This is a genomic window from Bradyrhizobium erythrophlei (genome assembly GCF_900129505.1).
Classification (GTDB): Bacteria; Pseudomonadota; Alphaproteobacteria; order Rhizobiales; family Xanthobacteraceae; genus Bradyrhizobium; species Bradyrhizobium erythrophlei_D.
The window spans coordinates 7,978,824-8,004,495 of sequence record NZ_LT670818.1; the positions used below are offsets into that span (position 1 = coordinate 7,978,824).

Consider the following 25,672-nt stretch of genomic DNA (forward strand, 5'->3'; position numbering starts at 1 on the left):
GGTGCTGATCTCGGGCAGCGGGCTTTTCATTGTCATCGCGGCCCTGGCGTTCGACGCGTTGATCGGCGACCCCGACTGGCTCTGGCGGCGACGGGGACACCCCGTGGCCTTGATCGGAGCCCTGATCGAGTATCTCGATCGCAGGCTCAATAGAGAAGACCGGTCGCCGCAGCAGCGCATGTCAGCTGGGATCGCGAGTACCGCCATTATGGTCGTTATGGCTGGATCCGTGGGCGCTCTGATTCAGGCAGCGGTGCAGCAGCTTCCGGCTGACAACATCATACTCGCGCTGATCGCTTCCATCTTCATCGCGCAGCGAAGCCTCTACCAGCATGTCGCGGAGGTGCGCTCGGCGTTCGCCGAAGGCGGCCTCACTGAGGCACGTGACGCGGTGGCCATGATCGTCGGGCGCGATCCCGAGCAACTCGATGAAGCCGGCGTGTGCCGGGCAGCGATCGAATCTTGCGCTGAGAATTTTTCCGATGGTGTGGTGGCGCCGGTGTTCTGGCTGGCGCTGCTGGGGCTACCTGGATTGATCGCCTACAAGGCCATCAATACCGCCGACTCCATGATCGGGCATCGTACCGATCGATATGCGTCGTTTGGCTGGGCAGCGGCACGCCTCGACGATCTCGTGAATCTGGTCCCGGCGAGATTGTCGGCCTTGTTGCTGGCAGTCGCGGCGCCGATTGCGGGCGGATCGGTCGGCACGTCGTTGGGCGTGGTCAGACGCGATGCTTCCAAACATCGCTCACCGAATGCCGGTTGGCCGGAAAGTGCGATGGCGGGGGCGCTGGGACTGGCACTGGCCGGCCCGCGCCGCTACGCCGAACACGTGGTCGAAGATCCCTTTCTCAATGCCGAAGCGACCCGCCAAGCCGTACCTGATGATATCGGTCGCGCGCTCGATCTTTACACCGCCGCGTGTGTGATCGAGGCGGCTGGTTACGCCGCGCTAGCATTGGTGGTTTGACGGCTTCGCGCAATGCTCAGAATAGAATCGATATCCAGATGCGCTTCCAGATGATCGGCCAGCGCATCGAGCGCGGATTCGATCTGCGAGGTATAAGCGAGCGAAGAGGAAATTCCGAGATGGGCCAGCCACGCTTTTCGAAATGCGTCGCCGGTGAACAGCCCGTGCACATAAGTACCCTGCACCCGCCCGTCGGCTGTGCTCGCGCCATCGGGGCGTCGATCGATCGTCACCACGGGTCGTTCGCAGTCGCGGCCTTCACTTCTGCCAAGATGAATTTCATAACCCTCGATAGGCGTGCCTGTTGCGGAATGGATGCCTTGCACCAGCCTGGTGGATTTGTCCGCGCTCATGACCGTGGAGATATCCAGCAACCCGAGGCCTTCGACCGTCGCGGCGGGTCCCTCGATTCCTACCGGATCGGCAACGGTCCGCCCCAGCATCTGATAGCCGCCGCAAAGACCGAGCACATGACCGCCGCGACGAACATGGGCCTTGATGTCAATGTCCCAGCCTTGCGCCCGCAGAAATGCAAGATCGCCGACGGTGGATTTGCTGCCCGGCAGGATCACCACATCAGCGTTGCCGGGAATCGGCTCGCCGGGCCGCACGAACACCAGTTTGACACCGGGCTCCATGCCCAAGGGATCGAGATCATCGAAATTGGCGATGCGTGCGAGCACGGGCACCGCGATCACGCGCGGCGATGCCGATGGGTGGGTACGATCGAGATCGACGGCGTCTTCCGCCGGCAGCCATGCCGCCTGCGGCAGCCACGGCACCACGCCGAGCGACGGCCAGCCCGTCAATCGCGTCACCGCGGCGAGGCCCGGGTCGAACAAGCTGACATCGCCACGAAACTTGTTGATAATGAAGCCGCGGATGCGTGCGCGCTCATCCGGCTCCAAAACGAGATGCGTGCCGGCAAGACTGGCGATGACACCGCCGCGGTCGATATCGCCGATCAGCACTACCGGCACGTCAGCCGCGGCAGCAAATCCCATATTGGCGATGTCGCCGGCGCGCAAATTGATTTCGGCAGGACTGCCCGCGCCTTCGACCAGCACGATATCAGCATCACGTGCAAGCTGAGCAAAGCTGCCCATCACTGCCGGCAATAGTGCCGCCTTCTTGTCGAGATAGTTCTTTGCCCGCAGCGTGCCCCAGCGCTTGCCCTGCACGATGATTTGCGCGCCGCTGTCGGTTTCCGGCTTCAGCAGCACCGGATTCATGTGCACGCTCGGGACCATCCGCGCCGCGCGCGCCTGCACCGCCTGGGCGCGGCCGATCTCACCGCCCTCCACCGCAACTGCGGCGTTGTTCGACATGTTCTGCGGCTTGAAGGGTGCTACCTTCAATCCGCGCCGCACCAGCGCCCGCGCCAGCCCCGCGACCAATGTCGACTTACCGGCGTTGGAGCCGGTGGCCTGAATCATCAGCGCGGGCGTCGCGGAAGTCATCAGAACTCGACGCCTTTCTGCGCCTTCACGCCCTGGCGGAACGGGTGTTTTATCAGAGTCATCTCGGTCACGAGATCGGCCATCTCGATCAGGGAAGCATGCGCGTTGCGGCCGGTGATAACGACATGCTTGTCGGTCGGCTTCTCGTCACGCAGAAAATTCAACACATCCTCGATCGGCAGATATTCGTAGCGCAATACGATGTTGAGCTCATCCAGCAGCACCATGCGGTGACGATCGTCGCGGATGAGTTCTTTCGCGCGCTCCCAGCCCGCGGTGGCGGCGGCGATGTCGCGGGCGCGATCCTGCGTCTCCCAGGTGAAGCCCTCGCCCATGATGTGCAGCGTCACCAGCTCCGGAAATTTCGCCAGCACCCGCGCCTCGCCGGTGTCCCAGGCCGGCGACTTGGTGAATTGGACGACGCCGACGGGATAGCCATGGCCGATATGGCGAAACACCATGCCGAGGGCGGCGGAGGTCTTGCCCTTGCCGGTGCCGGTGTGGACGATCAACAGACCCTTTTCGCCAGTTTTTGTGGCCATGATCTTGTCGCGCGCGGCCTTGTGCTTGCGCGCTTTTTCCTTGTGGCGGGCGTTTTCCGCGTCATCGTTCTCGGTTGAAATCCCCGTCATGCGATTTCCCTTTGGGCTTCCGGCAAGAGTTCGGCGATCAGATAGGCGGCCCGGTTGGAGCGCGGCGTCCACATGCCGCGCCGGATCGCTTCGGCAAAACGCGCCGCCGTTTCACGCAGTGCCGCCGGATTGGCCGTTGCCATGAAATCCCGTACGCGCTCGTCTTCCAGATAGGATGCGAATAATTGATCAAAATGATGACTTGAGACCGCGTCGGTGCTGGCGGCGAACCCGAACAGATAATCGACCGTGGCGGCGATCTCGAACGCCCCCCTATAGCCGTGGCGCATCACGCCGGCGATCCATTTCGGATTCGCGGCCCGGCCGCGCACCACGCGGGAGATTTCGCGGGACAGCGGCCGTGACAGCGGCGCCTCCGGCCGCGACGTATCGACGTGCGCGATGCGCGGCGCTTTCCCGCGCAAGCTCTGCACCGTGGCGGCGAGGCCGCCGATGAATTGATAATAATCGTCAGAATCGAGAACATCGTGCTCACGGTTGTCCTGGCTCTGCGCGACGAGATCGATTGTGGCGAGCCGCTCGGCAAAATCGCCCCGCGCGGCCTCGCCCTGGACACCGCTGCCATAGGCATAACCGCCCCAGTCAAGATAGACATCGGCGAGATCGCCGCGATCATCCCAGCCTCCCTCGTCGATCAGGGCGCCCAGGCCTGCGCCATAGCCCCCCGGCTTCGAGCCGAACACGCGATAGGCCGCCTGCCGCTGCGCTGACTCACTGCTCGCACCGCCGGCTTCGAGCACCAGCCGCTTCGCCCTGACGTTCGCCGCAATCGGATTGGCGTCGTCGGGCTCGTCGAGTTCGGCGATGGCGCGGACCGCGCTGCCGATGATGTCCATCTGGGTAGGGAATGCGTCGCGAAACAATCCGGAGACCCGGAACGTGACGTCGATCCGCGGCCGCTTCAATTCAGAAAGTGGCGTAATGGCAAACCCGGTGACGCGGCCGGATGTTTCTTCCCACAGCGGTCGCGCCCCGATCAGCGCCAGCGCCTGCGCAACATCGTCGCCGCCGGTGCGCATGTTGGCGGTGCCCCAGGCCGACAGCGCGATGGCACGCGGCCATTCGCCGGCCTCCTGCCAATAGCCTTCGACCAGGCGCTCGGCAGCCAGCCGCCCGATCCGCCATGCCGATGGCGTCGGCACAGCGCGGACATCAACCGCGAAGAAATTCCGTCCGGTCGGCAGCACGTCAGGCCGGCCACGGGTCGGCGCGCCGGACGGACCGGGCCGCACGAACCGGCCGTCGAGCCCCTGCAACAAGGCAGCCATTTCGGCATCGCCACAGGCGTCGATGGCCGGACGCAGTCTTGCGTCGATCCAGTCCAGTACGGCTTTGGTGCGCTCCCACGCGGCGTCGCAGGGTTGAGCGCCTGACACCAATCGATGCGCAAGCAATTCGACCCGCTCCACGGTATCGCCTGACGTGCGCCATGCGGCCGCGCTGACTTGCGAGAGAACTTTAGGGCGAGGCCCCATAAAATCGTCGGCTAGGTCGCGGGTCAGCGGATCGAAATCGCGCAAGCCAAGATCGAGCGCCAGGGCGCGATGCAACGAGGCATCCTGCGGCTCGCTCTCGGAACGCGGTAGCCGCGCGATTGAGACCAGAAGATCGTTGCGCTGCGCGTCCTGCGGCGTTCGCCCGAAGATATGCAGGCCGTCCCGGATCTGCATTTCCTTGAGATCGCACAGATGCGCATCGAGCGCGCGCAAGGCGTCGTTGGTCGGGGTCTCGTGGGTCACGTTCACATCGGCATCGAGCCGTTGGGATCGGGCCAGCGACAGAATGTCTTCGGCAATCACGGCGGCGCGTTTGGGATCGAGATCGGCGGCCAGCGCGTACTCGTCGACCAATGTTTCAAGCCGTGCCAGATCGTCATGCAGTTCGGCGCGGGTCATAGGCGGCGTCAGATGATCGATGATCACGGCGGCGGAACGGCGCTTGGCCTGAATGCCTTCGCCGGGATCGTTGACGATGAAGGGATAAAGATGCGGCAACGATCCCAACACCGCATCGGGCAGGCAGTTCGCCGACAGACCAGTACTCTTGCCCGGCAGCCATTCGAGATTGCCATGCTTGCCGAGATGCACCACGGCGTGGGCGTCGAAGTGGCGCCTGATCCAGAGATAGAACGCCAGATAATAGTGCGGCGGCACCAGATCGGGATCGTGATAGGAGCCCTTGGGATCGATGTTGTAACCGCGCGCGGGTTGCACGCCGACGACGGCGTTGCCGAAGTGATGCAGTCCGAGACGAAAGCAACCGTTCACGACATGAGGGTCTTGCGCTGGGCCACCCCAACGGGCTTCGACGGCGCGTTGCACGGAATCGGGCAATTCCGCAAATGCGGATTGATAGTCGGCGATGCGCCATGACGCCCCGCCCGGACGGGCGCCGCGCTCGTCAAGCGCATTGGTCGGGCCCGCCTGCAGGAGATGCATCATCGATGCCACATCGTCAGGCATATTTTCAACGGCATAGCCCGCGGCGCGCATGGCGCCGAGCACGTCCATCAGGCTTTGCGGGGTATCGAGGCCCACGCCGTTGGCGAGGCGGCCGTCGCGGCTCGGATAATTGGCGAGAATCACAGCGACACGCCGCTGGTGGCTCGGCGTACGCCGCAGCCGCACCCAGGCCAGCGCCAGATCGGCGGTAGCGGCGATGCGGTCATCGACCGGGCGGAACGTGGTCGGTGCGAAGCCCGCTTCGGAATCACCGCGTTCCTTGAAAGCAATGGCGTGAGCGAAGATGCGCCCGTCGACCTCCGGCAGCACGACATGCATCGCCAGATCGCGCGGCGTCAGGCCTCGCGTCGAACTTTCCCAGTTCGCACGCGAATTACCGGCCTGGGCCACCTGCAGGACCGGACAGCCCGATACCGACAACACACCGGCATCGTCGTTGGCCGTCGCGGTGGCGAACGCCGTGGCGTTGATGATGATATCGGGTGGATGGGCCGCCAGCGCCGCGCGCAGGAAGGCCGCCGAGCGCTCATCCTTGAGGCTGATGACATAAAGGCAGACGGCATTGAGCCCGCGCGCGCCCAGAGCCGCGCGCAGCGCATCGATAGCGGCGGTGTCGCTGCCCGCGACCAGAGCGCGGTAGAAAATCACGACGGCGTTCGGGCAAGCGTCGATCGCGGGCTCGCCGCGCCAGAACCCGGCCGACGGCATCGGCCGCGCTGGTGACGGCAAGTCCCCCCGGCCGATCAGATGAGCGGCGAAGCGCAGCGCCAGTTGCGCGTTGTCCACGCCGCCTTCAGTACAGTAGCGCCACAACGCGTGGGTATCGCTGGCATTCAAGGTGCCGCGCGCGGCCAGCCCCGCGTCCCAGCTCAGCTCGCCGGGAATACAGGCCAACCACGTGCCGCGGCGCAGCGCGTCGCTGCGCAGGCTTTCGACGCCATGCGGCCAGTAGCCTTCGCCCCCGAGCATGCGCAGCACGACAATCTTCGCCTCGCGCAGCGTGCGCTCGACATAAAGATCGACCGATGCAGGATGACCGAGCGCCAACAGGTTGGTCAGCTGAACGCTCGGAAAGTCATCCGGCAACGTCGCATGCGCGGCGCCGAATGCAGCAAGATCGCTGTCGGCGGCCGACAGCACGACGATGTCGGCGGAAGTCTGCCCGAGGTCGCGGGCGACGTCGCCATCGTCGATGCTGCCGCTGTTGTCGAGCTTCAGATGCATGCGTGTTACTGACCGTTGCTATCCCGCCAAGGCGCGGCGAACCGCGTCACCATCAAAACCCTTGAGGCCGATGACGACCAGATGCTCGGCCTGCTTGACATCAGGGCGGCTGAACGACAGCTCGACGCGGCCGCCGACGGCCTGCACCACGATCGGCGCCGCCCGGTCGCTGATCCGCGCATGGCCCTTGACGCGCAATACGCCGGTCAAGCTCAGGGCATCGCTGACCCGAACGCGCATCGCGGCGACACTGGTGGCGGGAGACGGCCTCACCACGATGCTGTCGAAATCGTCATGATCGTGTTCTTCCTCCTCGCCGTGATGACCCGCCCGCGCGACCATGTCGTCTTCCGCGGCAGAGTTGAGGCCAATCAACACCGGCGGCGCCAGCGTGCCCTGCGAGCGCACGATCCGCACGCCCGGCCGCAATACCGCGGCGAGCCGCGCCTCGATCCCGGCCAACGCCTCGGGCGAAACCAGATCACTCTTCGACAGCACCACCAGATCGGCGCAGGCCAGTTGATCTTCGAATACCTCTTCGATCGGATCGTCATGATCGACGGAGGTGTCCGCCGCACGCTGTGCGGCGACCGCGTCCTCATCGAGGGTTACGCGGCCTTCCGACAGCGCCAGCGAATCCACAACAGTGACGACGCCATCAACGGTGGCGCGGGTACGCACGGCGGGCCACGCGAACGCCTTGAGCAGCGGCTGCGGCAGCGCCAGGCCGGAAGTCTCGATGACGATGGCATCGAGCGGCCGATCTCGCGACAGCAATTTGTCCATGGTCGGAACGAAATCGTCGGCGACCGTGCAGCAAATGCAGCCATTGGTCAGCTCGATGATATCGCCGGGGGCACAGGCCTTTGCCGCGCACTCCTCCACCAGCCCGCCGTCAAACCCGGCGTCGCCGAATTCGTTGACGATCACGGCGATGCGGCGGCCATCCGCCTGGGTCAACAGCGAGCGCAGCAACGTGGTTTTGCCGGCGCCCAGGAAACCGGTGAGCACAGTGACGGGAACGCGGGACATATCAGCTCTCCTGAAGGGATGAACGTTTGAGCCAGAGCGGAAGTCCGGCGGCGATGAACACGACGTTGGGCACGCAAGCCGCAACGATCTGATTGAGACGTCCCTGCGCGTCGCGAAAACGGCGGCCGAGCGGCGTGTCCGGCACCAGGCCAAGGCCGACCTCGTTCGAGACCAGAACGACGGGATATTTGGCCACAGCAAGAAATCGCGTCAGCCGACGTGCTTCGATATCGGGATCGCGCTCCGCCAGCATCAGGTTCGACAGCCACAGCGTCAGACAATCGACCAATACGACCCTGCCGTGGATCGCCTCCCGCGTCAGCGCATCGACCAGCGCCAGCGGCTCCTCGATCGTGGTCCAGCCTTCGCCACGCTGTACGCGATGATGCGCAATGCGTGCCTTCATTTCGTCGTCACCGGCGGCCGCGGTCGCCAGATAGATCCGCGCCAGACCGCTGTCGCCGATCAGCTTCTCGGCAAACGCCGATTTGCCGGAACGCGCACCGCCCAGCACCAACGTGGTCGCAAGTGCCGTCATTTCGGAGCGCGCCCGTCGTCAGGCGACCAGCGCATCGGGGGTACCCGCGCCACCATGCCTTTGCGCAGCACCTCGGCGCGCTCGCGCCATGGCACCAGACCATAGTCCGAATTTTGATAGGACTTGACGAACGACGCCAACGCCGCGGTGCCGCTCTCGGTCTGCAGGTCGCCGAACAAAAACGTGTAGCCGTCCGGGCTCGTGACCGCGACGGTCGCCGGGCGCTTGCAGACGCTGAGACATTGCACCGGCCGCACCACGACGTTTGGGTCGGCCTCCCCGAGCACGGCGCGCACCGCCGCAAACATCCCGGGGCCGACCACCGCGCTGCCGTCGGCTGTCTTGCAGGTCGTACAGACGCTGACAATGACCGGACCGCCCGGCCCATTTGCCTGCGGCAGTTCAGCCTGCGTCGAATCAGGGGAATGTTCGTCGGCGCCTTGGCGATCCATCATAGGCTCACATCCAGGCCGCTAGCGGCCGCGAGCTTTGTTGGATCGCGCCGATGGCAAACGCCATCCGCTCGCTCCCGTCCGGTGCACCCCGCCCCGACGACCTCCAAAGCACAGTTCGTGATGGCAGGTCTCCTGGCTCGCGGGTCGCTGCCATCAGCCGCCTTCCCGGGGATTTCCCAGTGGCACCGGCGAGGGCTCGTCGCTTACAGTTGCGGGGGCAGCGCCGGCGTTGAGAACTCTCGCACCGGCTTCCCTTTTCACCTTCCACGTGGAAGGACCATCGCGGATGACGCTAGCTGGCGCCTCAGCCGGGGTCAACCGTGCACAGGCGGTGTTGACCACATGCCCGCTGTTGCGTCAGGTAGGCCGTCCCGAAAGGGAACCCGATGTCGCCCGATTTGAAAGAATTTTGGCAGCTGCCGCCCATTGCGCCGGGCCGCGCTGTAATGCTGCTGAGGGCGCTCAGCGAACTAACATGGATCATGACGTACCGATCAGGCTCTATCGCTTGAAAATCATCCGCGCGACATCCAGCCGTTGCTGCCAGCGATGACGATCGAGTTCGGGGTCGAGATGCTCCTCCACCGGCCAGCCGATGCAGAGATAGGCGACCAGCGACCAGGTCTGCGGCACCTCGAGCACCCGATGAATGATGTCAGGCTCGAGAATGGAGACCCAGCCAAGCCCCAACCCTTCGGCGCGCGCCGCAAGCCACAAGGTCTGAATCGCGGCCACGACTGAATAGCGCAGAGTCTCCGGCATGGTGTGGCGGCCTAGCCCACTGCCCTCCTCCGCCGCCTCATCGGCGAAGACGGCGACATGGACCGGAGCGTTGTCGAGGCCCTCGAGCTTCAGCCTCGCATAATGCGCACGCGGTTCGCCGCAATAATTTTCCAGCGCCCGCGCATTGGCGCGCGCGAAGCTGGATTTCACTTCCTCACGACGATCAGTTGACTCGACGAGCACGAACCGCCAGGGCTGGCAATGTCCGACAGAGGGCGCGTGGCTGGCGAGTTCAAGCAGCGAATCCATCAACAAGGGATCAATGGGATCGCGACGAAACCGGCGGACGTCGCGGCGCCAGAGGATGAGGTCCCGGAATGACTGCCGAAATTCCTCGTTAAACTTTCGCGGAGATGGATCGGGCGTCTGCGTCATGCGGCCGCCCCGTCGATGACATGGAAAAACGTTCCCGTTGTCGAACCCTGCCGCGCACCTTGTTCAGGCACTTTTATCCCTGAAGCATCTCTGCAATCGACCAGCGAATCTCCATTGACCGAAACCGTGCTCGCGTAATGGAATTCATGGCCGAACACTTCCGTGCCGTTCGCACCGAGCGAACAGTCCCGCTGAAGCCGGGCGCGGCGATAGCCTAAATGGAGCTTACGCTCCAGGAAAGAGGTCTCGAGTCCAAGCAGTCCGGTCATCTCGTGCCTGCGCCCGTCGGCATCCTCGAGCCCGCGCCCCAGCACCATATAGCCCCCGCACTCACCGTGGATGGGAATGGAACGTTCGGCCAATGTGCGAAGACCTGCGCGAAAACTATGCGCCGACGCCAAAGTGCCGGCATGGAGTTCCGGATAGCCTCCCGGCAACCAGACCGCGTCGGCGCTGTCATCGGGAGCCTCGTCGGCCAATGGCGAGAACGGAATGATTTCCGCGCCAGCTCGGCGCCATTGCCGAAGCAAATGAGGATACATGAATGAAAATGCCCGATCCTGCGCCAGCGCGATGCGCTGCCCGGGCGGCGGCAAATGATGCTGCGACTCGTTTGACCGCTCGTCGCTGGTTGCGGGAAAAACCTTCGCGGACCTCGCCGATCGTCTGATCGCATCAACATCGACAGCGGCGTCGACGACATCGGCAAATCTGTCCAGATGCTGGTCGATCGCCGCGATTTCCCGCGCCTGAACAAGGCCGAGATGCCGTTCCGGTAAAGCGATCCGTTCATCGCGCAGTACCGCCCCGAAAACCGGCAACTTGATCCGCTCGAATGCCGGTGCAATCAGCCCAAGATGCCGCGCGCTCGCGACGCGGTTGAGAATCACGCCCGCGATATCGATGTCATCTCTATATCCGGCGCATCCGAGTGCGACGGCGGCAGCCGTTTCCGTCTGGCCGGTGACATCGAGCACGAGCACCACCGGCCACCCCAGCAGCGACGCCAGATCGGCCGTCGTGCCGGACCCAGATTGTCCTCGAGCCGCGGCGCCGTCGAACAATCCCATCACGCCTTCCACAACGGAAATCTCCGCATCCATCGATGCCGTCGCCGCAAGCGCTGCGATCAGGCCCGCACCCATCGCCCAGCTGTCCAGATTATAGCTCGGGTGACCGGCCGCGACCTCGTGGAAGGCCGGATCAATATAGTCCGGACCGCATTTGAAGGGCTGTACAGCGAGGCCGCGACGGCGAAGCGCGCGTAACAACCCGAGCGTGACGGTTGTTTTCCCGGCGCCGGAACGAGGCGCCGCAATGATGAGGCCTGGGGGACCGGCGGGACGGATCATGGCCGACCAACCATGTTGGCCAAGAGCTGCTGGCGCATCGACGCAATCGCACCGACGATCACGATGGCCGGCGCGACGATTCCGTGTCTCTCGGCATCGACGGCCGCCATCCCAAGCGACGTTTCGATAATGCGCTCTTCCGATGTGGTGGATGAACTGATGACCACAGCGGGGGTATCGTGCGCCATCCCGCCGCGCTCAAACGCACTCATGATGTCGGGCAAGTTGGCCATCGGCATATAGACGATGATCGGTTGTCCGACGCTTGCCATTCTCTCCCACTCGGCGACCGAGGTGCCATCGGCCGATCGACTGCCCGCCATCAGGATGATCGCATGGTTGGTATCCCGCATTGTCGCCGGAATACCGGCGAGTGTGGCTGCCGCAAGTCCCGACGTAATGCCCGGTATGATCCGAAATCGAAGACCGGCGCGCGTCAACGCCAAAACTTCTTCACCGCCGCGCCCCGAACACAAAGGGGTCACCGCCTTTGAGACGCAGAACGCGCCGCCGCATCCTGGCGCGTTCGATCAGAAGCTCATTGATATCGCCCTGCTGAGCCGATGGCTTTCCCCCGCGCTTGCCCGCAAAGATCAGTTTAGCCTGGCTGCCGGCAAGTTCCAGAATGCGTGGATCGACCAGAGCATCGTGAACGATGTCGTCAGCCGTCCTCAGCGCGTGGAGCGCATGGAGTGTCAGAAGTCCGGGGTCGCCCGGGCCGGCACCTGCAAGCCAGACCTCGCCCGGTGGAAAATCCGGGAAGTCAGGAAGGTTGTCGCCGCGAAGCTTCGTCTCCATCACGAGCCTCTCCCCCGGAACCGCCGCTGATAGGCGCTGTCGTACAGCGCGCTGTCGCGGAAATCCCGCGCGGCCAGCACCTCGCCGACGAGAATAAGCGCGGTACGATCGATGTTGGTTTTCTCGACTTCGACGACGATGGTGCCGAGCGTGGCGCGGATGATCCGCTCGTCCGGCCAGCTGGCACGAAACACCACCGCAACCGGGCAGGCCTCGCCATAGGCGGGAATGAGCTCTGCGACGGTTTTTTCAAGCGCATGAATGGAGAGATGAATGGCGAGCGTTGCGCGGGTCGCCGCGAACGCGGACAGGTTTTCGGTTTCGGGCATGGACGAAGCCCGTCCAGCGGTCCGGGTCAGCACGACGGATTGAGCGACTTCGGGCAGCGTCAGTTCCTTGGCCAGCGCAGCGGCGGCGGCGGCGAAGGCCGGAACGCCCGGCGTAACCGTGAAGGGAATATCGAGCGCTTCGAGCCGTCGCAACTGTTCGCCTAGCGCACTCCAGATCGACAGATCGCCGGAATGGAGGCGCGCGACATCCTGACCTTCGTCGGTCGCTCGTTTGATTTCGGCGACGATCTCGTCGAGCGACATCGGCGCCGTATCGACGATGCGCGCGCCGGACGGGCAGTATCCAAGAAGCGCCTTGGGCACGAGCGAGCCTGCATACAGGCAGAGCGGACAACTCGCGATGAGATCACGTCCGCGCACCGTAATGAGATCGGGCGCACCGGGTCCCGCCCCTATGAAATGAACCGTCACGATCCCTCACCGATGGCGATGGCGCAGGTTACCTTGTTGGCCGCGACCCGCGCTCCAAGCAGCCGGGCGTTGGGGCCAGCCGCGACGAGGGCTGACGCCTCCGCGATCGACGGAACCCCCTTGATCTCCTGAACGCGCAACGAGCGTGTCAAAACCTGGTCAGCGACCCGCCCCAGATCCGCAACCGGGCATCGCAGAATAGGAATCGACAGCGACTGGGCCGCGCTTGCGATGCCGCGCTCGTCGGCTTTCGAGGTTTCGGTCGCGATCGCCGTAAGGTTCTCCCGCGCGATGCCGAAATTCGAAAGCGCCACGAAAATCAGACTCACAATGTCTTCGGAGGAGGTTTCCCGTCCGCATCCAATGCCCGCAACGATCATGGCTTCCTCACTCGCCATTGCGTGACCGGCATCGCCGGTCGCCAGCCAGACATGGCGCCCACTCTATCGGCTCTTGCGACCTGCAGTCGAACGAGATCTCCGCCAAAATGCTGGAAATAGCCGGCCAGCCGCGCCTCGGTCTCCAGCGACACGGCGTTGGCAACGAGACGGCCGCCTAACTTCAGCGCGGACCACGCCGCGTCGAACACGCCGTCATCCATCATTCCGCCGCCGATAAAGACAGCATCCGGTCGCGCAAGCCCCGCGAGCGCCTCCGGCGCCCGGCCCTGCACGATCTCAAGCTCCGGCACGCCAAGTGCTGCGGCGTTGCGGGCCGCCCGGCCCGCACGGTCGCTGCGCGCCTCGATGCCGATCGCGCGCAGGGATGGATGCCGCAGCAGCCACTCGATTGCGACCGAACCCGCACCAAGCCCGATATCCCAGAGCAATTGACCCTGCAGCGGCTGCAGCGACGACAACGTCACCGCACGAACTTCCCGCTTCGTCAGTTGACCGTCATGCTCGAAAAAATCGTCGTCAAGGCCGGGCGCCAAAGGGATGATGATGGCTTCGAGTTCCGCGACCATCTCGATGGCGATCGTGTTGAGCGGCTGGATCTCTTCGATATCAAAATTCGAAGCCGTCGCGTGACGTATGCGCTCGCGAGCGCCACCCATGGCCTCAAGCACGGTCATTCGCGACTTTCCCATGCGATGCGTGGTGAGAAGTTCGGAAAGCTTGCGCGGCGTCGCGTTGTCCCAAGAGAGCGCCAGAACCCGCGCGCCGGGTTGCAGGTGCCGAATAATGCCATTGAGGGCGCGGCCGTGGAGCGTGACCAGCGAGACGTCCTGCAGCGGCCAGCCCATCCTCGCGGCGGCGAGACTGAAAGCGGAGGGTTGTGGCAGACAAATGAACTCATCGGCTTGGACAAAGGCCGCAATCTGCTTGCCGACGCCGAAATGAAAGGGATCGCCGCTCGCGAGAATCGCGACGGCACGCCCGCGATGGCGTTCGATCTCGGGGAACGCATCACTGATGGGGCTCGGCCACGCCAGACGCCGGCCTCGAATAAGTTCGCTCGCCAATTCCAGATGGCGCGCGCCGCCCACCACCAGTTCGGCCGAACGGATCAGTTGGAGGGCGACGGAGGAAAGTCCTTCCACGCCGTCCTCACCAATACCAACGATAGACAGCCAGCGCGGCCTTGTGCAAATTGCGGGCTCAGTCATCACGGAACAAGCCCCGATGCGTGTTCTCATCCTCGGAGGTACGACAGAGGCCTCCGGCCTGGCGCGTCTGCTTGCGGCCGACCCCCGCTTTGAAACGACGCTCTCGCTGGCCGGACGCACTTCGAAGCCACGGACGCAACCGGTTCGCACCAGGATTGGCGGCTTCGGGGGTCCCGACGGATTGGCCGCGTGGCTGGAACAAGAAGCCATAGCGGCCGTCATCGACGCGACGCATCCCTATGCCGATCAAATCTCGTCCAGTGCCGTGACCGCCTGTGAGCGGCTTGCGATCCCGCTCGCCACGATCATGCGGCCGGCCTGGCAACCCGAGCCGGGCGACACATGGCTGACGGTCGCAAGCGCGGGAGCGGCTTCCGATGCGCTCGGACCGAAGCCGCGCCGGGTTTTTCTCAGCCTCGGCCGTCTCGAACTCGGGGTCTTCGCGACCAGTCCTCACCACCACTATATCGCACGCATGATCGACCCGCCGGAGGGTGTCGTGCTGCCGCGCGATATCCGGTTGATATTCGACCGGGGTCCCTTCGACGAGCAGGCCGAAACGGCGCTCCTCATGGACGAGAAGATCGACGTCCTTGTCTCCAAAAATTCGGGAGGTGCGGCAACCTACGCGAAGATCACGGCGACGCGCCGGCTCGGTATTCCCGTTGTGATGATCACGCGTCCGTATAAGCCGCACAGACATGCCTTGGACAATGCCGAGGGCGCCGCCAAGTGGCTGGAACAGCGGCTCACTCATCGCGCAATCCCCGTTTCAGCGCGGGGTGTATAGACCCAGGGCCGCTGTCCGGTTCGGGGGATGAGCCGCGTTGCGGTGGCCCCGATGATGACCAGCGTACGCATATCGGCAAGCGCCGGATCGACTTCGGCAAGCGTTGCGACGATGACACGCGTTTCGGGTGTCGCTGCTTTTTGGACGAAGAGCACCAGGGTATGCGGCGACTTGATCGTTCGCAACAGATTGAATGCCTGCCCAAGCTGATGCGGACGGGCTTTTGACGCCGGGTTGTAGAGCGCGATGACGAAGTCACCTTGAGCCGCGGCCCGCAGGCGCCGTTCGATGGTCTCCCATGACTTCAGATTGTCCGACAGCGAGACCGCGCAGAAGTCACCCCCGAGCGGGGCGCCGACTTCGGCTGCGGCGGCTAGCATGGCGGTGATACCGGGCTCGACATGAATATCGAGTTCTCGCCACGCGGGGTCGCCAGCCTCGATCGCCTCGAAAACCGCGGCTGCCATCGCGAATACGCCGGGATCGCCGCCCGAGACGACGGCGACCTTCCTGCCTTCGCCGGCGAGCGTGAGTGCGTGACGTGCCCGGTCGATCTCGACACGATTGCCGGAGGAGTGACGGCGCTGATCCAAGTTGGCTTGCGGGACTCGATCGAGATAGGGCCCATAGCCAACCAGATCCGTCGCGGCCTGAAGGGCTCTGGCCGCCGCCGGTGTCAAAAGATCTGACGACCCGGGTCCAAGACCGACAATGACGAGCGAGCCGCTCACAGCCGCCTCCCCTGACCCGGGATCAGCACCATCGAAAAGTAAGGGCCGTTGCCGTCGGGGCATTCGGACAAAGGCATGATCTGCTCGCCTCGCATGGTGCCGCGCTCGACATAGAGCGCGCGGGAGAGCAATCCGGCCGCCTCGACAGCCCGGCGGACCTTTGCCAGGTTCTTGCCGACTTTCATGATGACGGCGGCGTCGGTCTCCGCGAGCCGGCGGGTCAATTGCTCCTCGCCCAAGGTCCCGGGCAGTACCGAAAGGATGTCATTGCCCCAGGTGATGGGCGCATTGGCGCGCGTCCAGCAGCCTGACATCCCCGTAACGCCGGGCACGACCTCAAGCGGAAAAATTGCTTCGAGACGGCGCCACATGTGCATGAAGGAACCGTAGAAGAACGGATCTCCTTCGGCCAGAAGCCCTACCGACTTGCCTTGCCGCAGCAGCGCGGCAAGCATCTCGACGCTTTCCTCATAGAACCGGCTGATCTGCTCCTGGTATGAAGGATCTTCGGGCGGGATCTCGTTGGTGACGGGATATTCGAGCCGCAGCTCATCGCGATGCGGCGCGATCAGGGGATCGACGATGCCTCGCGCATTTCCCTGCAGACCTCGCTTCGCAAAAAAAGCGATCACATCGACATCGCGCACCAATGCTGCAGCCCGTAGCGTCAGATAGCTGATATCGCCGGGTCCGACCCCGATGCCGTAGAGTGTTCCACCAAGGGCGGTTCCACCGATTGCGTCAATACTGCTCATTCATGCTCACTCGCCAGCGCGTTGACCGCAGCAGCAGCCATGGCGCTACCGCCCCTGCGACCGCTGACAACAAGGAATGGAACGCGGCTCTGCGCCGCAAGGGCATGCTTGGACTCGGCAGCCCCGACAAAGCCGACGGGAACGCCGATGATGGCGGCAGGAAGCGGCGCGCCTTCGTCGAGCATTTCGAGTAGCCGAAACAGCGAGGTCGGCGCATTGCCGATGGCGACAACAGCTCCTTCAAGATGCGGCAGCCAAAGCTCCAGCGCCGCCGCCGAGCGTGTGTTTCCAACCTCGGTTGCGAGCTGCGCCACAGTTGGATCGTCGAGAGTGCAGACGACGCTGTTGTTCCTGGGCAATCTGCTGCGGGTGATGCCGTGGGCGACCATCTTCGCATCACAAAGAACAGGCGCGCCGCGCAACAATGCTTCGGATGCACGCGCGGCAAATGTCGGAGACATCAAAAGGTCATCGGCGATATCGACCATCCCGCAGGCGTGGATGATCCGCACGGCTAACTTCTCCTCGTTCTGCTTGAATCGGGAGAGATTGGCCTCGGCGCGGATGATCGCAAACGAGTTGCGATAGATCTCGGCGCCATCCCGAATGTAGGAGCGCAATTCAGTCATGCCTGCCGCCTCGGTTCACATGGAAGATTTTGCCGGGATCGGCGGCAAGATCGGAGAAGGAAACGTGGCGCGCGGGACGATCCTGCGCCGTTCCGTTGCGCACAATGCCATAGCGACCCTCAACGCCGACAAGCACGAGATCGCTCGTCCCCGATTTCGCACACCCCTTGGCGCAGCCGGAGACGTGGATGGTCCCAGTGAAGCCAAACCGCGGCAGCAGTCGCGCCAGCCGGCGTCCATCGCCACGCGTATCGAGAGAGGTCGAATGACAGCCGGGGGCGCCGGGGCAAGCCTCGATCTGAAGCAGGGGATCGCCGGGATCAACGATCAAGCCGACGCTTGCCGCAGCCACGAGGGTGCTTTGCCCGGACTGCTCGCTGGGTACCTCGGCATAGAGCGCGCGCCAGGGCGAAAGCCTGATCTCCCTGACACCATGGGCCGCCATCGCGTCAGCGAGCATCCGGAACTGATTGGCCTCGACGCGTCCAAAGGGCGCTGCGAACCCTACCGCGAGCCGGCCAGCGCCCAGATCTATCAAGCCGGCGCGCTTGATCAACGGCGCATCGGCATTGCGCGGATTCTCGCGGAGCGCGTTGAGCCGCGGACCGATCGCGGATCGAATAGACGCAAGGCCTTCACGTGAGAGGTCGCGCATACGTTGCCGCTTTTCACGCGCCGCCACGCCGATGAAGGCAAGGCCTGTTTCGATGGCGGTGGCCGCCGCGGCGCCGGGAGAGCTTGAACCAAGCCACTCCACCCCGACCCGTGTTTCGAGGCCGACCGTAACCGCAGAGTCCGGACCATCTGCAATCGCGGCAAGCCGAACATCGCCGCGCTGCTCCGCGAGATCCAAAATACCACCGCCATCGACGATGAAGGCAAATTTGGCCGGCAATGCCCGGAGAGATTTTTCGGAAACGAGCAATCCTGCAAGTTCTCCACCGATGCTTCTGACATCAAGTACTTCGGCGGGATCGATTCCGGCGAGAGGATTGATCATCACGTTGCGCACGGCTTCACCGTCCGGACTGTCGTCGAGCAGGCCAAGTCGGGCGATCACCTCGTGCAGTTGCAGCAGAGTTGCTTCGCCGACACCGCGGATCTGCAGATTGGCCCGCCGCGTCAGATCGATGTGGCCGTTGCCGAAGCGGCGCGCCGCATCGGCAAGGGCAGCCAATTCGTCGAGGCCAAGTGTTGCGGATCGCGGGCGCACGCGCACGATCAATCCGTCGCCGCTCAGCATCGGTCGCAAAGCGCCCGGGCACCAGCCCTTCACCTCTATCGCTGCCGAACGATTCACGTTGCCCTTCGCATCAGGTAGCTATCCATGATCCAACCGTTGGCGCGCCTTGCGTCCGTCCTGACCCGTTCGATTTCACCTGCGACGTCCTTCAGCTTGCCGGACACCAGGATTTCATCGGGCATGCCGACATAAGCGCCCCAATAAATGTCGATATCCTGATCCGCGAACCGCTTGTAGGTGTCGCCGCCATCGAGCATCACGACGACGCTATCGGCGTTAGCGGGAAAGCCTCCCGCCATCTTCCGTCCCGTGGTGATTTCGATCGACTGACCGATGCGGTTGAGCGTTGTCTTGTGTTTCGCGGCGAGCGCCTGGACACTGCTGATGCCGGGAATGACATCATATTCGAGCTGGTGGCGACCGCTGCTCGCAATCATTTCGACGATACGGATCGTACTGTCGTAGAGTGTCGGGTCGCCCCATACCAGGAATGCGCCGCATTCGTCGTCGGCCATCTCCTCCGAGATCAGGCGCTCGAACAAGGTCTGCTTGTCGCGATTGAGATCATCGACGGTCGAAAAATAGTCCTCCGTATCCCGCGCCCATTCCGGACTGGTCGCGTCAACGAACCGATGGTCATTGCCCCTGATATAGCGCCGGCAAATCTCCTTGCGAAGCTCGATCAACTTGGTCTTGCTCGGTCCCTTGTCCAGGATAAAGAAAACGTCGGTCTCGTTGAGGGCGTCGACGGCCTGCATGGTGACATAGCCGGGGTCTCCCGCCCCGATGCCAATAATAAGTATCTTCTTCATCACAGGGTACTCCGAGCAACAGCACATCCACGGCGTTTCGACGTCACCGTCCCAAGTCCGGCCCAATTGCAGAAACGTGCAGTCTCATTCTGCGCGGCGCGCGCAAAACGTGACGCCGGATCATCATGATCGCCTGAATTTGACACGATAGCGCTCGACGGCGAAAAAACATCCGTCAGCGCGGTTGCTGCTCCATCCTGCCTTCGCCCGTGGCGGCAGATGCGACCAGCTACTCCTGCGACATCGAGGCACCCCGCCTGACGCGTTCGCGCATGACCATGACCGGCAGCAGGTTTCCTGGCTCGCGGGTTGTCGCCTCGGACCACCTTCCCAGGGAGCTTTGGAATCCCCAGTGGTATGTATGGTCGTCAGCTATCCGCCTACAGTTGCGGGGGCAGCCGCGGAATGGCCTGCCGGAGCAGGCGCACCGCATTCCCTTGGATAGCCCTTGCGGGCACCACCACCGCAAACCGTGGCATCTGACCGTGATGGCGTCAACAGCTCAATCGAGCAACATGCGCAAGCCACGGCACGGCAAAATCCGTTTTGGCGCAGCCTGCCATCCTTGCTAGATTGCGACCTTCGGCAAGCTTTCGCTCGCCGTGCAGACGATCAACCGATGCCTTACAGCAAGACCCCGATCTGGCGGGACGATATCGACGCGCTGGCGTTCCAGCCCGCCGATCACGCGGGCCTCTGCATGGTGCATCGTCGGGCGTTCCGGACGCTGTTGCGAACCGTCCCGTCGCCGCAGGAATGCGTGGACTTCTACCACACCCATAGCGACGCGTTTCAGGCGGCGGCCCGCGCCAAAGTGGTTCGCGCTGACGGGACTGACACCGCGAACTTTCACCTCACCAGCCGGGATGTGATCCGGCAGTTGAAAAAATAGGGTCGCGCCAGCGCGGGTTTTCGGCTAAGATACCGTCATCGCTTGCGAGGATCGAGATGCAACAGTCCCAGACCGCCCACCTGCCCGCTCTCGCCACCGATTCGAGCGTGGTCGTTCAAGCCGTGCTGGCGATGGCCCTTGGTCTTTTCATTGTCGGCGTCGTCGGCTTCTCGCACATCAGCGCCGTTCATAACGCCGCGCACGATGTCCGCCACGCCAATGCGTTTCCCTGTCACTGACCAAAAATGCCGGTTTTCAGATCTATTGTGTTTTCGGCAGCCCTTGCCGGGCTGTTGGTCGGCGCGGTGATTTCGGTCGCGCAATTCTTCGGGACGGTCCCGCTGATCCAGAAGAGCGAAGTTTATGAACGTAAGGCTGCAGCCGAGGCGCCGCCGGCTGGGCATGAGCAGCCTGGCGCCCCCCACGAGCACGGTGAGGCCCATAGCCATGATCGCGAATGGGAGCCCGAAGATGGGTTTCAGCGCAACGCCTTCACGGTAGCGGCCAACATTCTGACTGCGACCGGCTTCGCGCTGCTGCTCACCGGGGTCTATGCGATCCGGGGCCGGCCGGTGACGTGGCGGGAAGGCCTGCTATGGGGACTTGGCGGCTTTGTGGTGTTTACTGCGGCGCCCGGCCTCGGCCTGCCGCCAGAATTGCCGGGCTTGCCGGTGGCCGAACTGGCGGCACGGCAGACCTGGTGGATCGCCACGGCCGCAGCAACAGCCATCGGGCTTTGCCTGATGGCCTTCCGCTCCGCAGCATGGGCTGCGGTACTTGGCCTCGGTCTGATCGCCCTGCCGCATCTGATCGGCGCGCCCCTTGCGCCGGAGTTCCACAGCGAGGTTCCGGCCGCGCTGTCGCACAGGTTCATTGTAATGGTAACGCTCACCAGCCTGCTGTTCTGGGCATTGCTCGGCGTCTCCACCAGTGTTGCGTTCGGACGTATCTCGCGACCGCAAGCATAGAGACGGGCCGTCATCGCGCAGACGCTCCGCACGTTTCTCGCTTGCGACCCCAAGGCTGAAGTCGGCCGTGTGCTGCAACGCCCGTCATCTTCACGACGCCTGAAGAACATGATGTCTGGATGCCTGCGCCGTGAGACGAAACGATATGCACCCCGCATCCCAGGTTGGACTTGGTAGCGCCGAAGCTGGCCAAGCCTGCCCAACGCCCGCCCCCCGTTTCCCAGAGAAAACGCAATCCACCCCGGCGGTTAGATCGGGATGGTCAGTGAGTTATAATGAAAGTGGTTGCGGGGAGGCGCAACCACCGATGCCGACATTCGTTAGTAATTTCGATTTAATTAGCAGCGAGGGGGCGTCATCAGCAACGATATGCCCGCAAACCGCGAGCATGAAAAGCGAAGCACGCGGGATGTTCGTGAGCGTTGCCGAGCAACGAAGCCGGCTCTAAGAGCAACAATGCTGTGCGGATGATCGGCTTCAAAACCCTACCGGTGAGATGCGAACCTGTCGTCTCCGGATCCAGCGGCGGCGAAACGTCATCGTCTCGACCAACTTCTTGTGGCGGCGGCGACGCGTCGAGGACTGAATTCGCGCTGGTATTGAAAGAACGCCCAGTGGTCGCGCACCCCAGTTCCGGCGACGTGATGATCAGTGATGCGCTCTCCGGCGCGGCGATTGTGTCAGTCTTTGAAATTTGCTTATGGCGTGGGGCGGACCGATGCAGCCGCGCGGGCCGGTTCGTCGATTCGGTTAGTCTATCGACGGGCGGTACAGCCTTCTCATAATTTATCTTATCGACGCTGCGACCGCCAATGGCCTTCGCCGGTCCGAGCGCGTTGGCAACTGCCGAGGGACCTTCCGACGCAGTGATATCTGCTTTTACTGCGTCGCGAGACGCGGCATTGGCGTCTGGTCTCTTTGGATCGATTGTCGCGTCCGCGAGCCAGACCGGTGCGTCCGCAGCGGGCCTACCCGCGATGTACGGGTTTGCCAAATGGGACCCGATCACCGTCGCCAGGACGGAAAGAAGAATGTTCAGAAAGAACTTTGACGCGTATTTCAGCATTGCCGGCCTCTCTTCCCGCTCGCTAATTACTTTGCCGTTCAACAAATCCGGCTAGGTTAGCATTTTTCCATGGCTATCTCCAAAGGCTAGAACGGCGTCAGTCAGTCTGATGCTAAGGTACTCTTCTCCAATTCGCTGATTTGCAGATCAGTCCACCGATGATGCAGCCCGAGGTACTAAGGGTAGATCCTTCAATAGCCATTTTGCCCGAATAGATTGAGCCGTTGTCAGGATTGACGGCTCTGCCGGTCCAGGAGTTCGTACCATCGGGACGCATGTCGTAGAACAAACGCTGCCCGACTTTGGCTTTCGTATTCGCACCCGGCTTTAACCACGCGATGTTTCCGCAGATGGCATCGCCACACGTGTCAAATTTGACATGCACAGCGCCATTGTCGCGTGACCATGTACCCAAGACGTCGTCTGCAAGACTGGGACTCGTGGTCATCAGGAATGCCGTCAGAGCCAGGCGGAGACGCACAACGTTCATCACATTATCCCTACGTTATTACTTCCGATCAACGAACATCCGCGAGATGCATGTCGCTCAGGGTTGTCGAAAGGCTGCGTACGATGAGGTCCGTGATCGCTCTATGCAGGTTTTCATTTCGCACGGGTTCGCCGGTGCCTGGTGAGTAACTGTCGTCGACTTGCCTGGTGGGACCAGGAAGCTTGACCTCTACCGCATCGTCCAACGGCGGCGCGCTCCTTTTCTCAATAACATCGAACGTCTTTCCGTCGAAAACTCTGATTTCGTAGAGCGCATGGATCTGGTTGTAGGATGCCAGCACTGTCCCGTAGGTGACGAAGCCTATCCCTTCAACCTTTCGGGCACCGCGGCCGAAATTCGATTTTGCCTTGGTGATGACAATGTAGGCGTCGAGCCCTTGCGGGGACACTTCAGTCTGAACCAGCTTCTTGAATGGATCGGCACGAACGAGGTTGACGGGCGCAACCGGAGAATCCTTGACCGCCGCAAAGGCGGCTCGGTTGTAACTGACCGGCTGCACCTGAAAACGTCCGTTCAATGCCACAGTTGCTTGCTGGACAATCAGGTCATCGAGGCCCCAGGACCCGATCGGAAAGCTTTGGCTGGGGATGCTGTTGAGGCCGGTCAGCCCCGCCCTTGCAAAGCTCATCTCGCCGCCGACCGCCGAGATGATGCCGACGGTCTTGACCCCCTGCAGTTTCGTCTGACCGGTTTCAAACATCGCGCAAGCGCCGACGCTGACGGCAACAAGAAGAATCGTCACGAAGCTCACGCATCGGCTACTGCGGCGCATGGCGGTCCTATCGTATTTTGACGTCGAATGAATAGGAGGCGCCAATGCCGAAGGTCGTTTGGTTCGGCGAACCGCGAAGGGTCACGAGAGGGCTCGATGCAGCGTCGCCGAGCAGCCGCTCGTACTCGACATAGGAATGAACCTCCCATTGCGGATTGATCCGATAGGACACCTGTGCGCCGCCGCCGTAAGAGTGCGCGCCGCCCTTGGCGTTAAATACGGGCAGCCCGGAAGCCATCGCCTGCACGGCATCGATGCCAAAATAGGGTGAGGTCGCCTGGGTGCTTTCCCATGTGAAGCGTGGACCGGCCGAGATCGTGAGCCGCTGAATCACCGGCACGATGAAGTCCGCCGAGAAGTCGGCGACGGTGCCGTTGGGGCCGACCACGCCCTGGCGCAGTTCGACGCGTGTGCGGAACCAGTCGACGGGATAGTATTCGACGAAGCCGCCGAGTTCGACCGCGGCTTTAACATCGCCGAGGCCATTCAGTACGGAATAATTGTACTGCTTTCGTGCCGCCACGAACTTGGCGACGGGGCCGGCACGAAGGTCGCCGAAGTCGAGGAATGCGATACTTGCGCTGTCGCGCGGGCCACGAAACTGCTCCGTGGAGCCGGCACGGCGGATGGCAAAAATCGGGACCGGGCTGAGCAAGGCCCGATTGGCCCCCTCGAAGTCAGGTTTGTATTCGCCTCCCACGCCGACCATGACAGTCCAAGTGCCGGATACCGGCGGCACCATGGGTAATTCAAAGGGCGGAGCCGGCAACGTAAACGCAGTTTGGGCTGATGCGGAATCAAAGACCGCCCCGATGGTACCGAGTGCGGTAAGCAACGCGGGCAAGTGCGTCCGGTGCGCGCCCCCGCTCGGGGATGGGCGGAGACCGGCTTTGACGGCATGCTTCATGGAGGGCCTTCTGACCCCCGGGGCCATTTTGGCAGGGTCGGCTCGTGTGGTTCGGAGCGGCAAGATGGTGCGCTAACATTGCCCCTAGATTGCCTCCGGCAGACAGACCGGCACTCCTCGAAATGTTCTTGGGATGCTGTGAGGATGATCCCTGTTTTTCTCTCTCAAATGTTACCGAATACATTCCAGGGGCGGATATTCGCCATAATGCCCGCCGGATTGTATCCCCGCCGCCGACAGCTTCGACGGCCGTCATGCATGCGTCACCACGAACCAGCGCGCGCCATGTTTGCGTATGTCAAGAGCGATCGGTCTCGCTATCAATGCGGCAAGGGCTCGTCGAAATCGCCAGTTCAGCACACGCGATCATTAAGTTTGCACTTTGCTGGCGAGGCCGCTGAAGTCGCCGGAAGCGCAGCAGGCAAATATCTTGCAAGAATGGAAGCGTCGAGGATATCGACCACACTGTCGGGCAGCCGATTCCAGACTTCGTCACGTCCCAAAATCGAAATACCCATATACCCGCGAAGCGTAAGAGTTTGACCATTGGGATTGATAGCCATGTTCGCGCTGTAAATCTTGCCATCGCGCGGATCGAGGATGTCGCCACCCTCGTATTTCAAGCCGCTCCGCTTCATTCCCCTGATAAAGGTAAGGCCCAAGAGAGGCTCATTCCTGCGATCATCCACGCATTTCGTGCAGACCGCGCCGGAATCATCTCCCGGCTTGAGAAATCTCTTTGCAATGGCCCCTTCATAGGTGCCGCCGCGCTCGAAGATCAATACCCACACGACAGGCTTCCCAGCTTCAGTTTTCTCCCACAGACCACTGGCCGTTGGCTCATCTGCTCTCGCTGAATACGCCAATGCCGTGAGCGCCGCGAAGCTGGCAACCAGTAGCATGCTAAACTGAAGCCGGTTTGCGATCTTACGAATCATCATCGTAGTTCCTGTTGACCTGCGTTCACGCCTACAAAGTATAGTCAGAAGGCTGCGCCGATATTCCACGACTTTGAGTTCACCGCATGGTCGTGGCTCATAAGGTTCGAAGTTGGCGAGTGATCCTCCAACATTGCCCCAAGATTGCCTCCGCGAAGCCGAACCGTCACCTTCGCGCGAGCC

The 25,672-nt window shown here is 62.8% G+C and carries 28 protein-coding genes and 2 riboswitches; of the genes, 5 read left to right on the forward strand and 23 right to left on the reverse strand.

Annotated elements, in window-relative coordinates; all coding sequences use genetic code 11:
• Nucleotide 1 precedes the first annotated feature (1 nt).
• Nucleotides 2–973 carry an adenosylcobinamide-phosphate synthase CbiB gene (cbiB, locus tag B5525_RS37565; protein ID WP_079571069.1) on the forward strand — a complete coding sequence of 324 codons (972 nt, stop codon included), beginning with the start codon at nucleotides 2–4 and terminating at the stop codon, nucleotides 971–973.
• On the opposite strand, the gene B5525_RS37570 is transcribed toward cbiB, so the two are convergent.
• The 13 genes from B5525_RS37570 to cbiE form a co-directional block, all read right to left on the reverse strand.
• On the reverse strand, nucleotides 946–2,433 hold the full coding sequence (locus B5525_RS37570) for a cobyric acid synthase (protein WP_079571071.1): 1,488 nt from the start codon (nucleotides 2,431–2,433) through the stop codon (nucleotides 946–948). The two genes, cbiB and B5525_RS37570, sit on opposite strands and share 28 nt — an antisense overlap.
• Nucleotides 2,433–3,065, reverse strand: a complete 633-nt coding sequence (cobO, locus tag B5525_RS37575; RefSeq protein WP_079571073.1) for a cob(I)yrinic acid a,c-diamide adenosyltransferase — start codon at nucleotides 3,063–3,065, stop codon at nucleotides 2,433–2,435. Before cobO ends, B5525_RS37570 begins: the two co-directional genes overlap by 1 nt.
• Nucleotides 3,062–6,772, reverse strand: a complete 3,711-nt coding sequence (cobN, locus tag B5525_RS37580) for a cobaltochelatase subunit CobN (RefSeq protein WP_079571075.1) — start codon at nucleotides 6,770–6,772, stop codon at nucleotides 3,062–3,064. The genes cobO and cobN overlap by 4 nt, the downstream gene beginning before the upstream one ends.
• An 18-nt stretch (nucleotides 6,773–6,790) precedes the next feature.
• On the reverse strand, nucleotides 6,791–7,804 hold the full coding sequence (cobW, locus tag B5525_RS37585; protein WP_079571076.1) for a cobalamin biosynthesis protein CobW: 1,014 nt from the start codon (nucleotides 7,802–7,804) through the stop codon (nucleotides 6,791–6,793).
• Between the two features lies 1 nt (nucleotide 7,805).
• On the reverse strand, nucleotides 7,806–8,342 hold the full coding sequence (gene cobU, locus B5525_RS37590; protein WP_079571078.1) for a bifunctional adenosylcobinamide kinase/adenosylcobinamide-phosphate guanylyltransferase: 537 nt from the start codon (nucleotides 8,340–8,342) through the stop codon (nucleotides 7,806–7,808).
• Nucleotides 8,339–8,797: a DUF1636 domain-containing protein gene (locus B5525_RS37595; protein WP_244567715.1), complete on the reverse strand. Its 459-nt coding sequence runs from the start codon at nucleotides 8,795–8,797 to the stop codon at nucleotides 8,339–8,341. Before B5525_RS37595 ends, cobU begins: the two co-directional genes overlap by 4 nt.
• Before the next feature lie 105 nt (nucleotides 8,798–8,902).
• A riboswitch (cobalamin riboswitch) is annotated at nucleotides 8,903–9,094 on the reverse strand.
• Nucleotides 9,095–9,298: 204 nt separating this feature from the next.
• Nucleotides 9,299–9,955 (reverse strand): 5,6-dimethylbenzimidazole synthase, encoded by a 657-nt coding sequence (gene bluB, locus B5525_RS37600; RefSeq protein ID WP_079571083.1) that lies wholly within the window; start codon nucleotides 9,953–9,955, stop codon nucleotides 9,299–9,301.
• Nucleotides 9,952–11,304, reverse strand: a complete 1,353-nt coding sequence (locus B5525_RS37605; RefSeq protein WP_425305342.1) for a cobyrinate a,c-diamide synthase — start codon at nucleotides 11,302–11,304, stop codon at nucleotides 9,952–9,954. Before B5525_RS37605 ends, bluB begins: the two co-directional genes overlap by 4 nt.
• On the reverse strand, nucleotides 11,304–11,753 hold the full coding sequence (locus B5525_RS46915) for a uroporphyrinogen-III C-methyltransferase (protein ID WP_244567716.1): 450 nt from the start codon (nucleotides 11,751–11,753) through the stop codon (nucleotides 11,304–11,306). Before B5525_RS46915 ends, B5525_RS37605 begins: the two co-directional genes overlap by 1 nt.
• 7 nt (nucleotides 11,754–11,760) lie before the next feature.
• On the reverse strand, nucleotides 11,761–12,105 hold the full coding sequence (locus tag B5525_RS46920) for an SAM-dependent methyltransferase (RefSeq protein ID WP_244568117.1): 345 nt from the start codon (nucleotides 12,103–12,105) through the stop codon (nucleotides 11,761–11,763).
• Nucleotides 12,105–12,866 (reverse strand): precorrin-4 C(11)-methyltransferase, encoded by a 762-nt coding sequence (gene cobM / locus B5525_RS37615; RefSeq protein ID WP_079571087.1) that lies wholly within the window; start codon nucleotides 12,864–12,866, stop codon nucleotides 12,105–12,107. The genes B5525_RS46920 and cobM overlap by 1 nt, the downstream gene beginning before the upstream one ends.
• Nucleotides 12,863–13,195, reverse strand: a complete 333-nt coding sequence (locus B5525_RS37620) for a cobalamin biosynthesis protein (protein ID WP_244567717.1) — start codon at nucleotides 13,193–13,195, stop codon at nucleotides 12,863–12,865. Before B5525_RS37620 ends, cobM begins: the two co-directional genes overlap by 4 nt.
• Nucleotides 13,196–13,242: 47 nt before the next feature.
• Nucleotides 13,243–14,475: a precorrin-6y C5,15-methyltransferase (decarboxylating) subunit CbiE gene (gene cbiE, locus B5525_RS37625; protein ID WP_079571090.1), complete on the reverse strand. Its 1,233-nt coding sequence runs from the start codon at nucleotides 14,473–14,475 to the stop codon at nucleotides 13,243–13,245.
• Between the two features lie 16 nt (nucleotides 14,476–14,491).
• On the opposite strand from cbiE, the gene B5525_RS37630 reads away from it, so the two are divergent.
• On the forward strand, nucleotides 14,492–15,265 hold the full coding sequence (locus B5525_RS37630; protein ID WP_079571093.1) for a cobalt-precorrin-6A reductase: 774 nt from the start codon (nucleotides 14,492–14,494) through the stop codon (nucleotides 15,263–15,265).
• On the opposite strand, the gene cobJ is transcribed toward B5525_RS37630, so the two are convergent.
• Genes cobJ through cobF form a run of 5 tightly spaced genes read right to left on the reverse strand, consistent with a single transcriptional unit; the run spans nucleotide 15,229 to nucleotide 19,435 of the window.
• Nucleotides 15,229–15,996, reverse strand: coding sequence for a precorrin-3B C(17)-methyltransferase (gene cobJ / locus B5525_RS37635; RefSeq protein ID WP_079571094.1), 768 nt, complete (start codon nucleotides 15,994–15,996; stop codon nucleotides 15,229–15,231). The two genes, B5525_RS37630 and cobJ, sit on opposite strands and share 37 nt — an antisense overlap.
• Complete coding sequence (locus B5525_RS37640; protein WP_079571095.1) at nucleotides 15,993–16,751, reverse strand: precorrin-2 C(20)-methyltransferase; 759 nt, start codon at nucleotides 16,749–16,751, stop codon at nucleotides 15,993–15,995. The genes cobJ and B5525_RS37640 overlap by 4 nt, the downstream gene beginning before the upstream one ends.
• The gene (locus B5525_RS37645; protein WP_079571096.1) at nucleotides 16,748–17,380 is read right to left on the reverse strand and encodes a precorrin-8X methylmutase; all 633 of its coding nucleotides are present in this window, start codon (nucleotides 17,378–17,380) and stop codon (nucleotides 16,748–16,750) included. Before B5525_RS37645 ends, B5525_RS37640 begins: the two co-directional genes overlap by 4 nt.
• A complete protein-coding gene (cobG, locus tag B5525_RS37650; protein WP_154073690.1) occupies nucleotides 17,373–18,680 on the reverse strand; it encodes a precorrin-3B synthase in 1,308 nt (435 codons plus the stop codon). Before cobG ends, B5525_RS37645 begins: the two co-directional genes overlap by 8 nt.
• Nucleotides 18,677–19,435 carry a precorrin-6A synthase (deacetylating) gene (gene cobF, locus B5525_RS37655; RefSeq protein WP_079571099.1) on the reverse strand — a complete coding sequence of 253 codons (759 nt, stop codon included), beginning with the start codon at nucleotides 19,433–19,435 and terminating at the stop codon, nucleotides 18,677–18,679. Before cobF ends, cobG begins: the two co-directional genes overlap by 4 nt.
• A 270-nt stretch (nucleotides 19,436–19,705) precedes the next feature.
• A riboswitch (cobalamin riboswitch) is annotated at nucleotides 19,706–19,918 on the reverse strand.
• Nucleotides 19,919–20,054: 136 nt separating this feature from the next.
• Between cobF and B5525_RS37660 the strand changes: the two genes are divergently transcribed.
• From B5525_RS37660 to B5525_RS37670, 3 genes are read left to right on the forward strand one after another with little or no spacing between them, the layout of a single operon-like run.
• Nucleotides 20,055–20,327: a hypothetical protein gene (locus B5525_RS37660; protein ID WP_079571100.1), complete on the forward strand. Its 273-nt coding sequence runs from the start codon at nucleotides 20,055–20,057 to the stop codon at nucleotides 20,325–20,327.
• Nucleotides 20,328–20,383: 56 nt separating this feature from the next.
• Nucleotides 20,384–20,566: a CbtB domain-containing protein gene (locus tag B5525_RS37665; protein WP_079571102.1), complete on the forward strand. Its 183-nt coding sequence runs from the start codon at nucleotides 20,384–20,386 to the stop codon at nucleotides 20,564–20,566.
• Between the two features lie 6 nt (nucleotides 20,567–20,572).
• A complete protein-coding gene (locus B5525_RS37670) occupies nucleotides 20,573–21,295 on the forward strand; it encodes a CbtA family protein (RefSeq protein WP_079571104.1) in 723 nt (240 codons plus the stop codon).
• Between the two features lie 358 nt (nucleotides 21,296–21,653).
• Here B5525_RS37670 and B5525_RS45005 read toward each other — a convergent pair whose 3' ends face one another.
• From B5525_RS45005 to B5525_RS37695, 5 genes are all read right to left on the reverse strand, one after another.
• A complete protein-coding gene (locus tag B5525_RS45005; protein WP_154073691.1) occupies nucleotides 21,654–22,361 on the reverse strand; it encodes a hypothetical protein in 708 nt (235 codons plus the stop codon).
• A gap of 112 nt (nucleotides 22,362–22,473) precedes the next feature.
• Nucleotides 22,474–22,851 (reverse strand): DUF2147 domain-containing protein, encoded by a 378-nt coding sequence (locus B5525_RS37680; protein ID WP_244567718.1) that lies wholly within the window; start codon nucleotides 22,849–22,851, stop codon nucleotides 22,474–22,476.
• Between the two features lie 28 nt (nucleotides 22,852–22,879).
• Entirely contained in the window at nucleotides 22,880–23,623 is a 744-nt protein-coding gene (locus B5525_RS37685) for a hypothetical protein (RefSeq protein WP_338075247.1), read from the reverse strand.
• Between the two features lie 28 nt (nucleotides 23,624–23,651).
• Nucleotides 23,652–24,551, reverse strand: a complete 900-nt coding sequence (locus B5525_RS37690; protein ID WP_079571108.1) for a MipA/OmpV family protein — start codon at nucleotides 24,549–24,551, stop codon at nucleotides 23,652–23,654.
• A 353-nt stretch (nucleotides 24,552–24,904) separates the two neighbouring features.
• The gene (locus B5525_RS37695) at nucleotides 24,905–25,489 is read right to left on the reverse strand and encodes a DUF2147 domain-containing protein (RefSeq protein WP_079574320.1); all 585 of its coding nucleotides are present in this window, start codon (nucleotides 25,487–25,489) and stop codon (nucleotides 24,905–24,907) included.
• Nucleotides 25,490–25,672 lie beyond the last annotated feature (183 nt).

What these genes read in the sequence shown, in the direction of transcription:
- cobO (WP_079571073.1), bottom strand. Translation starts at nt 3,065, where the DNA reads ATGACGGGGATTTCAACCGAGAACGATGACGCGGAAAACGCCCGCCAC.
- B5525_RS37690 (WP_079571108.1), bottom strand. Translation starts at nt 24,551, where the DNA reads ATGAAGCATGCCGTCAAAGCCGGTCTCCGCCCATCCCCGAGCGGGGGC.
- B5525_RS37645 (WP_079571096.1), bottom strand. Translation starts at nt 17,380, where the DNA reads ATGACTGAATTGCGCTCCTACATTCGGGATGGCGCCGAGATCTATCGC.
- B5525_RS37695 (WP_079574320.1), bottom strand. Translation starts at nt 25,489, where the DNA reads ATGATTCGTAAGATCGCAAACCGGCTTCAGTTTAGCATGCTACTGGTT.
- B5525_RS37570 (WP_079571071.1), bottom strand. Translation starts at nt 2,433, where the DNA reads ATGACTTCCGCGACGCCCGCGCTGATGATTCAGGCCACCGGCTCCAAC.
- B5525_RS37630 (WP_079571093.1), top strand. Translation starts at nt 14,492, where the DNA reads ATGCGTGTTCTCATCCTCGGAGGTACGACAGAGGCCTCCGGCCTGGCG.
- B5525_RS37670 (WP_079571104.1), top strand. Translation starts at nt 20,573, where the DNA reads ATGCCGGTTTTCAGATCTATTGTGTTTTCGGCAGCCCTTGCCGGGCTG.
- bluB (WP_079571083.1), bottom strand. Translation starts at nt 9,955, where the DNA reads ATGACGCAGACGCCCGATCCATCTCCGCGAAAGTTTAACGAGGAATTT.
- cobW (WP_079571076.1), bottom strand. Translation starts at nt 7,804, where the DNA reads ATGTCCCGCGTTCCCGTCACTGTGCTCACCGGTTTCCTGGGCGCCGGC.
- cobN (WP_079571075.1), bottom strand. Translation starts at nt 6,772, where the DNA reads ATGCATCTGAAGCTCGACAACAGCGGCAGCATCGACGATGGCGACGTC.
- cbiE (WP_079571090.1), bottom strand. Translation starts at nt 14,475, where the DNA reads ATGACTGAGCCCGCAATTTGCACAAGGCCGCGCTGGCTGTCTATCGTT.
- B5525_RS37665 (WP_079571102.1), top strand. Translation starts at nt 20,384, where the DNA reads ATGCAACAGTCCCAGACCGCCCACCTGCCCGCTCTCGCCACCGATTCG.
- B5525_RS37660 (WP_079571100.1), top strand. Translation starts at nt 20,055, where the DNA reads ATGCCTTACAGCAAGACCCCGATCTGGCGGGACGATATCGACGCGCTG.
- B5525_RS37680 (WP_244567718.1), bottom strand. Translation starts at nt 22,851, where the DNA reads ATGAACGTTGTGCGTCTCCGCCTGGCTCTGACGGCATTCCTGATGACC.
- B5525_RS45005 (WP_154073691.1), bottom strand. Translation starts at nt 22,361, where the DNA reads ATGCTGAAATACGCGTCAAAGTTCTTTCTGAACATTCTTCTTTCCGTC.
- cobU (WP_079571078.1), bottom strand. Translation starts at nt 8,342, where the DNA reads ATGACGGCACTTGCGACCACGTTGGTGCTGGGCGGTGCGCGTTCCGGC.
- B5525_RS37640 (WP_079571095.1), bottom strand. Translation starts at nt 16,751, where the DNA reads ATGAGCAGTATTGACGCAATCGGTGGAACCGCCCTTGGTGGAACACTC.
- B5525_RS37595 (WP_244567715.1), bottom strand. Translation starts at nt 8,797, where the DNA reads ATGATGGATCGCCAAGGCGCCGACGAACATTCCCCTGATTCGACGCAG.
- B5525_RS46920 (WP_244568117.1), bottom strand. Translation starts at nt 12,105, where the DNA reads ATGGAGACGAAGCTTCGCGGCGACAACCTTCCTGACTTCCCGGATTTT.
- cobF (WP_079571099.1), bottom strand. Translation starts at nt 19,435, where the DNA reads ATGAAGAAGATACTTATTATTGGCATCGGGGCGGGAGACCCCGGCTAT.